At 53.2% G+C, this 7,667-nt stretch carries 6 protein-coding genes; all 6 read left to right on the forward strand.

Annotation, left to right across the window (positions count from 1 at the left end; translation table 11 throughout):
* The first annotated feature begins 20 nt into the window (after nucleotides 1-20).
* On the forward strand, nucleotides 21-599 hold the full coding sequence (gene moaB / locus CXF87_RS08710; protein WP_101146356.1) for a molybdenum cofactor biosynthesis protein B: 579 nt from the start codon (nucleotides 21-23) through the stop codon (nucleotides 597-599).
* A complete protein-coding gene (locus tag CXF87_RS08715; RefSeq protein ID WP_101146357.1) occupies nucleotides 596-1,858 on the forward strand; it encodes a molybdopterin molybdotransferase MoeA in 1,263 nt (420 codons plus the stop codon). Before moaB ends, CXF87_RS08715 begins: the two co-directional genes overlap by 4 nt.
* A 53-nt stretch (nucleotides 1,859-1,911) precedes the next feature.
* The gene (locus CXF87_RS08720) at nucleotides 1,912-2,319 is read left to right on the forward strand and encodes a putative zinc-binding protein (RefSeq protein ID WP_101146358.1); all 408 of its coding nucleotides are present in this window, start codon (nucleotides 1,912-1,914) and stop codon (nucleotides 2,317-2,319) included.
* Nucleotides 2,316-3,305: a GTP 3',8-cyclase MoaA gene (gene moaA, locus CXF87_RS08725; protein ID WP_101146359.1), complete on the forward strand. Its 990-nt coding sequence runs from the start codon at nucleotides 2,316-2,318 to the stop codon at nucleotides 3,303-3,305. The genes CXF87_RS08720 and moaA overlap by 4 nt, the downstream gene beginning before the upstream one ends.
* Before the next feature lie 1,766 nt (nucleotides 3,306-5,071).
* Nucleotides 5,072-6,148 carry an HlyD family secretion protein gene (locus CXF87_RS08730; RefSeq protein ID WP_232774813.1) on the forward strand — a complete coding sequence of 359 codons (1,077 nt, stop codon included), beginning with the start codon at nucleotides 5,072-5,074 and terminating at the stop codon, nucleotides 6,146-6,148.
* A partial coding sequence (locus CXF87_RS08735) for an ATP-binding cassette domain-containing protein (protein ID WP_157826479.1) occupies nucleotides 6,145-7,667 on the forward strand: 1,523 nt, incomplete at its 3' end. The genes CXF87_RS08730 and CXF87_RS08735, both read left to right, overlap by 4 nt.

Here is a 7,667-nt window from a genome sequence, read left to right on the forward strand (position 1 = left end):
AAGCTAATAGGAGAGGCTTGATGTCCCATGTTCCTGTAGATGCTCTTTTCACTCCGCTTGGCATCGCGGTGCTAACGGTTTCTGATACCCGTGGTTTCGATGAAGATGGCAGCGGTGACCTGCTGGTTGAACATCTGAGCGAAAGCGGCCATATCCTGGTAGAGAGACGCATCGTACCTGATGATATCTATCAGGTTCGTGCTGTGGTCTCGGAATGGATTGCGCGAACGGATATCCACGCGATTCTGGTTAATGGCGGCACTGGCTTTACCAATCGGGATACTACTCCCGAGGCGTTGATACCGCTGTTCGACAAAGCGATTGAGGGTTATGGCGAGCTGTTCCGCCACTACTCTCTGAAGACCATCGGTACAGCGACGATCCAGTCTCGCGCCGTAGCGGGGGTGGCCAACCGAACGATGATGTTTGCGATGCCCGGTTCGCCCAAAGCGTGTGCGTTGGCGTGGGAAAAAATAATCGCTTTGCAGCTGGACTCCCGCACTCGGCCCTGCAACTTCGCCGCCATGGTGCTGCCTTCAGCGACCCCGTGCAGTGGACGTCATAAAGCGACTTCTTCCAATGAGGTGGAGCGCTCATGAACTGTCACTGCGCAGAAATAGTCACGCCCGGCTTGTTAGATCTGCTTGATGCACGCCAACGGCTTATCGACGCCGCCAGGCCCATTAATGCAGTAGAAAGCATCACCCTAGAACAATCGGCGGGGCGAGTGCTGTCAGAAACGCTGGTCGCACCTCTCGATATGCCGGGGGTGGACAATAGCGCTATGGATGGTTACGCGCTGTGTCTGGCTGATTACCAAGCGGCACCTCGCGGCGCAGGCTTACCCATTCTCCAACGCGTACCAGCTGGCGCAGGCGTCATGCTGCTACCGGAAGGAGGCTGCGCGCGTATTTTTACCGGCGCGCCGGTGCCCATGGGGGCAGATATTGTGGTGCCTCAAGAGCGGGTGACTCTTGATCCGCGCGGGCATATACACCTCGAGGGTAGCTTGGTGCTAGGCGCTAACATTCGTCGCCAAGGCGAGGAGACTCGCATAGGCACCCCGCTGCTCGCTGCGGGTAAGCTTCTTGATGCCGCGTCGATTGCGCTGCTAGCAAGCCATGGAATCAATGCCGTGACTGTCAAACGGCGTCTGAGGGTGGCGCTGCTTTCCACCGGCGATGAGCTGATTGCCCCAGGTACAGTGCGATCACCGGGACAGGTATACGACAGCAACCGCGCCATGCTTAACGTACTGCTAGCGCAAGCTCAGTGCGACGTGCTGGATTTGGGCGTCATCGCTGATTCACCGCAGTCATTGCATCAGGCCTTTGAGCACGCACAAACCGTTGCGGATGTGGTGATGTGCACCGGAGGCGTTTCGGTAGGCGAGGAGGATCATGTACGCCCAGTGATCGAGCAGCGCGGTGGCTTACATTTTCATGGTGTCGCCATGAAGCCAGGGAAGCCCTTTGCGTTCGGTTATCTGGGCGCAGAGCCTGCCTCTTCCACACCGTTAATGGCGCTGCCGGGTAATCCTGTGGCCTCCCTGGTGGGCTGGCAGCTGCTGGCGCTGCCGTTTATCCATGCCATGCAAGGTAGAGCCGTAGCGGCTCTACAGCGTTATCCGGTAAAAGCGGGCTTTTCTCAGCGTGGCCCCCAGGGGCGTTGCGAGCTACTAAGGGTGGTGATGGATTGGTCACAGGGGGCTCCCGTGGCGCAGCTAGCGGGCGGGCAGGGCTCACATATGCTCAGCGCGGCTAGCCAGGCCCATGGTTATTTAATGATTAACCCCGCCACGCAGGTAACTGAAGGGGCCACCTATCACTATTACCCCATCAATCAGTTCGCCGCTTGAACAGCTTTTCCTATCGTGGCCACTGACCTCGTTTGTTTTTCATAGGAGAGGGTATGTCTTCACAATACAAACCCCGCACACTGATTTATGCCTGCTCCGGCTGCTCTGATGTGGCGCAACTTGCCAATAGCGTTGCCCTGCGACTTGACCATGCAGGAGAGGCGGAAATGTCCTGCATTGCCGGTGTGGGCGGTGGTGTGCCCGGTCTGGTGCGCATTGCCCGCTCCGGGCGCCCTATTATAGCCATTGACGGGTGCCAGATGCACTGCGCCAGCCACTGTCTTTCCAAAGCGGGCGTTATACCCACTGAGCACGTCAAGCTGTATGAGAACGGACTGCGTAAGCGGCGGGGCCAATTTTATGATGAGGAAACCATTGAAGAGGTCACTGCCGAAGTTAAAGGGCTCATAGCTCGGCTACCCGTTAACGCCAGTGCCCAAGCAGAGGAGCCCTCAGAATGAGTGCGCTAGTCGATGGGTTTGGCCGTACGGTGCGTTACCTGCGCATATCGGTGACTGATCGTTGTGACTTCCGCTGTGTTTATTGCATGGCTGAGGAGATGACGTTCCTGCCTCGGGCCCAACTGCTTACCCTTGAAGAGATAGCCACGCTGTCGCAGGCCTTCGTCGAGCTGGGGGTGGAAAAAATCCGCCTAACTGGCGGTGAGCCGCTGGTACGCCAGGGCGTACTCACGCTAGTGCAAAAACTCGGTGCATTGGAAGGCCTGCGCGAGCTGGCGATGACCACCAACGGCTCAGGGTTGGTCAAGCATGCCGATGCTTTGCGGCAAGGCGGGCTACATCGACTCAATATTAGCCTCGACTCGCTAAAGCCCGAACGCTTTAAAGCATTAACCCGGACGGGGGATCTTGATCAGGTGGTCGCGGGTATCCGTGTAGCGCGTCGCGCTGGCTTTCAGTCGATTAAGCTCAACGCCGTATTGCTCAAGGGGCGCAATGACGACGAAATTATCGACTTGGTAAACTTTGCCCGGGATGAACAAGTCGATATAAGCTTTATTGAGGAGATGCCGTTGGGCGCTATCAGCGAGCATAACCGTGGTGAAACCTTTCTTTCCACCGATGCGGTACGCGAGACCATAGAAAACCACTATCAACTCTTACCCACCACCGAGACCACCCTAGGGCCATCCCGTTATTACCGCATGGTAGACAGCCAGTCGCGGATTGGCTTTATTTCTCCCCATAGCCACAATTTCTGCGCTGCCTGTAATCGTGTTCGAGTGACGGCTGAAGGGCGACTACTCCTTTGCTTGGGCAATGAGCACTCGGTAGATTTACGCGCCGTAATGCGCCGTTATCCGGGGGACTCCCAGCGGCTTAAATCGAGCATTGTGGCGGCCATGAAGGAAAAACCTGAGCGTCATCACTTCACCACGGATGGTGAGGTTCAAATAGTGAGGTTTATGAATGCAACAGGCGGTTAGTGCGACGTTGCCGTAAGCAGTTTTTCACAATAAATTATATCTATTCGACCACGGAAGCGGGCAAAAAATGCGACAAAAAACATATGCGGGCACCGCTTCCTCTATCACCGCGTCAATCGTCCCTTAGCACTTCCCAGGATCGAAGAGATATCCTGAGTGTTCCTTAATATAAGGGGCATCGGCGAATAGGGCTTTAAGAAGTCTCTATAATCAAATATGTCATATCAGCGTGCGCGCATAGCCTTAATTGACTTAATGCGACGGCTTCATTCGCTCTCAAATTATGTAAATAAGCAAAGGTGTTGGAAACTTCTTTTGGAAAGCACACTTTATAATTAGAATGTAAGTGCGGTAAATTTTGGCAGCAGATGTCTGTTCCTAAATGAAGTGATTTCTTTACCAGAGTGAACGGTCGTTGTCTTTTTGACATTAAGAGGTTGAAAAGTTATGTCATTTTTAGGTGGGAAGCGTAATTTAAGTAACTGTTTTTTAGCACTGGCTATGCTAAAATGAAGTGGAAACAGACAATTCTGTCGCTCCCACCTAAACTTGGCATAATTCTCAAAAATCTTGACGTAGGCTATTTTTTAGTAACATTACTACGAAAATGGTGACGCAAGGTATCACTGCAAGCGTCGCCACTCCCGCCTTGAAAATGCTCAAGTTTGCTATTCCCGAAAAAGACTATATAAACGGTAGTTATATTCTCTGGAGTTCGTTAATTCGTTCAATAGTCTATAACTGCCAGCAGAGTTACGTGTTGTCGCGCTTGTTTTCTACAGAATCTCCTCACACCTACTTTATAAAAATCCTACATTTTCTATATGTGGCACCATATTTTTTCGAGAGAGGCGATTACCAAATCAGGCAAGAAATGGACAGTATTGTGCAATGCGTTTCAGTCTTATTGAAGCTAATAATGTATGTGTTGGTGACAACTCTAACTAGCTTGGAGTCAAAAAAATGTAATGAAATACCAGATAGGTGGGTGAGAAGGAGATGGCGTTTGCAATGCGGTAGACGCTGAAGCCACATAGGTTCTCATCATCTGTAGAGGCCTTTTCGTGCGTACCTTTTTCAGCTGAGGGGGTGGAACAACACTAGTTAAGCAAAAGGAGTAAAATCATGAAAATGTTAAATGCGGTATTAATGATTACATTAGTGCTTATCTCAGGTGTAGCACTCGCTGAGAAGGGGTCGGGTCCTAATAGCACGATTGTTAAATATGAACCGGCGACTACGCAACTAGACAGCGGCCCACGGGCAGATAGTACATTCCGCGAGGGAACCAGAAGTCCCTAGACAGAAGCTATCTGTACCTGATATAGCCAGCATTACCGGGGAGTCATAACATCCTTCGGGCTGCCCGGTAACTTGCAAGGTTTCAATAAAATCAGCCGCTAATTAGGCAAGAACTCATCCATGTGGTGAGCCTTTAATAACAAGCTGTATGTAATAAAATATTTGGCGGCAAGCCAGTTATTGATCTTCCCTCTTAAGCTTTTGCTTCATCGAAAGCAAATGGCCTATTCTTCGCGCAAGTATTTTGCATGTCTAACCTCCTAGTCAGAAGTGACAGGCTATTGAGCTTAGCGCTACTCATTCAGGAATTGACATCAGGAATGCAAGATATCTTGAGAAATTCTTGATCTGCGTCACCACGTTTACATTTTCTAGTTTCATACTGGTTGTAAAGACCAATGCTGGCACTAGCCGTTATACGCTCTTTTCCTTCTGAATGACTAGTTAGTCAAGGATGCCGAATCGTGCCCTCCACGCTGAGAAAAGTGGTATGGCGAATGTTAATAATTGCCGGTGTTGTATTTATTGCCGGTGTGTTGGTGTGGCTGGAGCTTCGACCTGAGGGGCTGGGTGATGGTTTTGCCAGCGGTAATGGGCGAATTGAAGCGACAGAGATCGATATTGCTACCAAGCAGGCGGGTCGTATCGAAGCGGTGCTTGTTGGCGAAGGGGAGCAGGTCGAGCCGAATCAGCTCTTGGCGCGTATGGACACGAAGGTGCTAGAAGCCGAACTGGGGCAGGCCAGGGCACAGGTTCGACAAGCCGAGAGTGCGAGACGAACCGCCCAGGCACAAGTAGCTCAACGACAGAGCGAAAAAACGGCTGCTGAGGCCGTCGTGCTGCAACGAGACGCCGAGCTGTCTGCAGCGCACAAGCGTTATGATCGCACCCGGGCATTGGTGGCTCGCAATGCCTTGTCGAGGCAGCAACTCGACGATGACTTGGCCAGCCTGGAGAGTACCGAAGCCGCGCTGGCCGCTGCACGTGCGGGTGTGCTCTCCGCCTTGGCAGCCATCGAGGCAGCCGATTCAAAGGTTATTGAATCACAGGCGGCCATTGAGGCAGCCAGCGCAACAGTGGACAAGCTGGAGGCAGATCTTGAGGACAGTCAACTGCGCAGCGACCGGGTGGCAAGGGTTCAATATCGTGTCGCCCAGCCCGGTGAAGTGCTGCCAGCCGGGGGTGTGGTACTCAACCTCGTCGATCTGACCGATGTCTACATGACCTTTTTCCTGCCTGAGCGTCAAGCCGGGCGTGTTGCGTTGGGTGCCGACGTGTACCTGGTGCTGGACGCAGCACCTCAGTATGTAATCCAGGCTAACGTCAGCTACGTCTCCAGCGTGGCCCAATTCACTCCCAAGACCGTGGAGACAGCTAGCGAACGTGAAAAGCTGATGTTTCGGGTCAAGGCCCGTATCGACCCCGCGCTACTTGAACAGCACCTAGACAAAGTCAAAACCGGTTTGCCGGGCATGGCCTATCTCAAGCTTGATGATACGCTCGATTGGCCCGACGAACTGAAGGTCAACGTGACGCCATGACCATTGATGGATCTGTAGTGCGACTGGAAGGTGTCAGCTTGCGCAATGGTTCAGTGCATGCGTTATCCGGTCTAAATTTGGCCATTCCCGCTGGCTGTATGGTGGGGTTGATCGGGCCCGATGGCGTCGGTAAGTCCAGTCTGATGGCCCTGATTGCCGGTGCCAGAAAAATTCAGCAGGGTAGGGTTGTCGTATTAGACGGCGACATGGCAGAAGGGCGGCATCGCAAAGAGGTGTGTCGGCGGATTGCCTATATGCCTCAGGGGTTGGGAAAGAACCTCTATCCCACCCTGACAGTCTTTGAAAATCTCGATTTCTTCGGCCGTCTATTCGGTCTGGATCGCCAGAGCCGGCATAGTCGTATTGCCGAACTTTTGCATAGTACTGGGCTGGCTAGGTTCACGGAACGCCCTGTCGGCAAGCTCTCCGGCGGTATGAAGCAAAAGCTGGGGTTATGCTGTGCGCTGATCCACGATCCCGACCTGTTGATACTCGATGAACCCACCACGGGCGTCGATCCTTTATCACGGGCTCAGTTTTGGGACCTGATTGGGCGGATACGGAGCAAGCGTCCAGGTATGAGCGTGTTAGTCGCCACTGCCTATATGGAGGAGGCTCGAAACTTCGACTGGTTGGTGGTGATGGATGACGGGCAGGTATTGAATACTGGCGCGCCTAACGATCTGCTGGCAGCGACGGGAAGTGCAACGCTCGAGGAAGCTTTTATCAGGTTGTTGCCTGAGACTAAACGGCGCAGGTATCGAGAGTTCAAAATATCGCCCCGCCAACCTGATGCCAATATAGCCATCGAGGCCCATGGACTGACCAAGCGGTTCGGCGATTTTGTCGCCGTGGATCGCGCCGACTTTCGTATCGAGCGCGGTGAAATATTTGGTTTCCTGGGATCCAATGGTTGTGGGAAGACCACCACGATGAAGATGCTCACCGGGCTACTATCCGCCAGCGAAGGAAAGGCATTGCTGTTCGATAAGCCCGTCGATCCGCGCGATATTGCTACGCGCAGTCGGGTGGGCTACATGTCCCAGGGTTTTTCTCTCTATACAGAACTGACGCTACGTCAGAACCTTGAGTTGCATGCGCACCTGTTTCATCTGCCTAAGGCTGAGCGTGCCACACGCGTGAGGGAGATGCTGGATCGCTTTGATCTCACGGCAGTGGCTGACAAATTACCGCCAGCGCTTCCACTGGGAGTGCGTCAACGGCTGTCGTTGGCGGTGGCAGTTATTCACCGACCTGAGTTATTGATTCTTGATGAACCCACCTCCGGGGTGGATCCGATAGCACGCGATAACTTCTGGCTGCTGTTAGGGCAGATCTCCCGTGGAGAGGGAGTGACGATCTTTATCTCCACCCACTTCATGAACGAGGCAATGCGCTGCGACCGGATCGCTTTGATGCATGCCGGGCGCGTATTGGCTACCGACACCCCTGAGAAGCTACTAGCGTCGCGTGGCTTACCCACACTAGAAGCTACCTTTATGGCGTATCTGAAAGAGGC

The sequence above is a fragment of the Halomonas sp. MES3-P3E genome, assembly GCF_002836035.1.
GTDB lineage: Bacteria > Pseudomonadota > Gammaproteobacteria > Pseudomonadales > Halomonadaceae > Vreelandella > Vreelandella arctica.

What these genes read in the sequence shown, in the direction of transcription:
- CXF87_RS08715 (WP_101146357.1), top strand. Translation starts at nt 596, where the DNA reads ATGAACTGTCACTGCGCAGAAATAGTCACGCCCGGCTTGTTAGATCTG.
- moaA (WP_101146359.1), top strand. Translation starts at nt 2,316, where the DNA reads ATGAGTGCGCTAGTCGATGGGTTTGGCCGTACGGTGCGTTACCTGCGC.
- CXF87_RS08720 (WP_101146358.1), top strand. Translation starts at nt 1,912, where the DNA reads ATGTCTTCACAATACAAACCCCGCACACTGATTTATGCCTGCTCCGGC.
- moaB (WP_101146356.1), top strand. Translation starts at nt 21, where the DNA reads ATGTCCCATGTTCCTGTAGATGCTCTTTTCACTCCGCTTGGCATCGCG.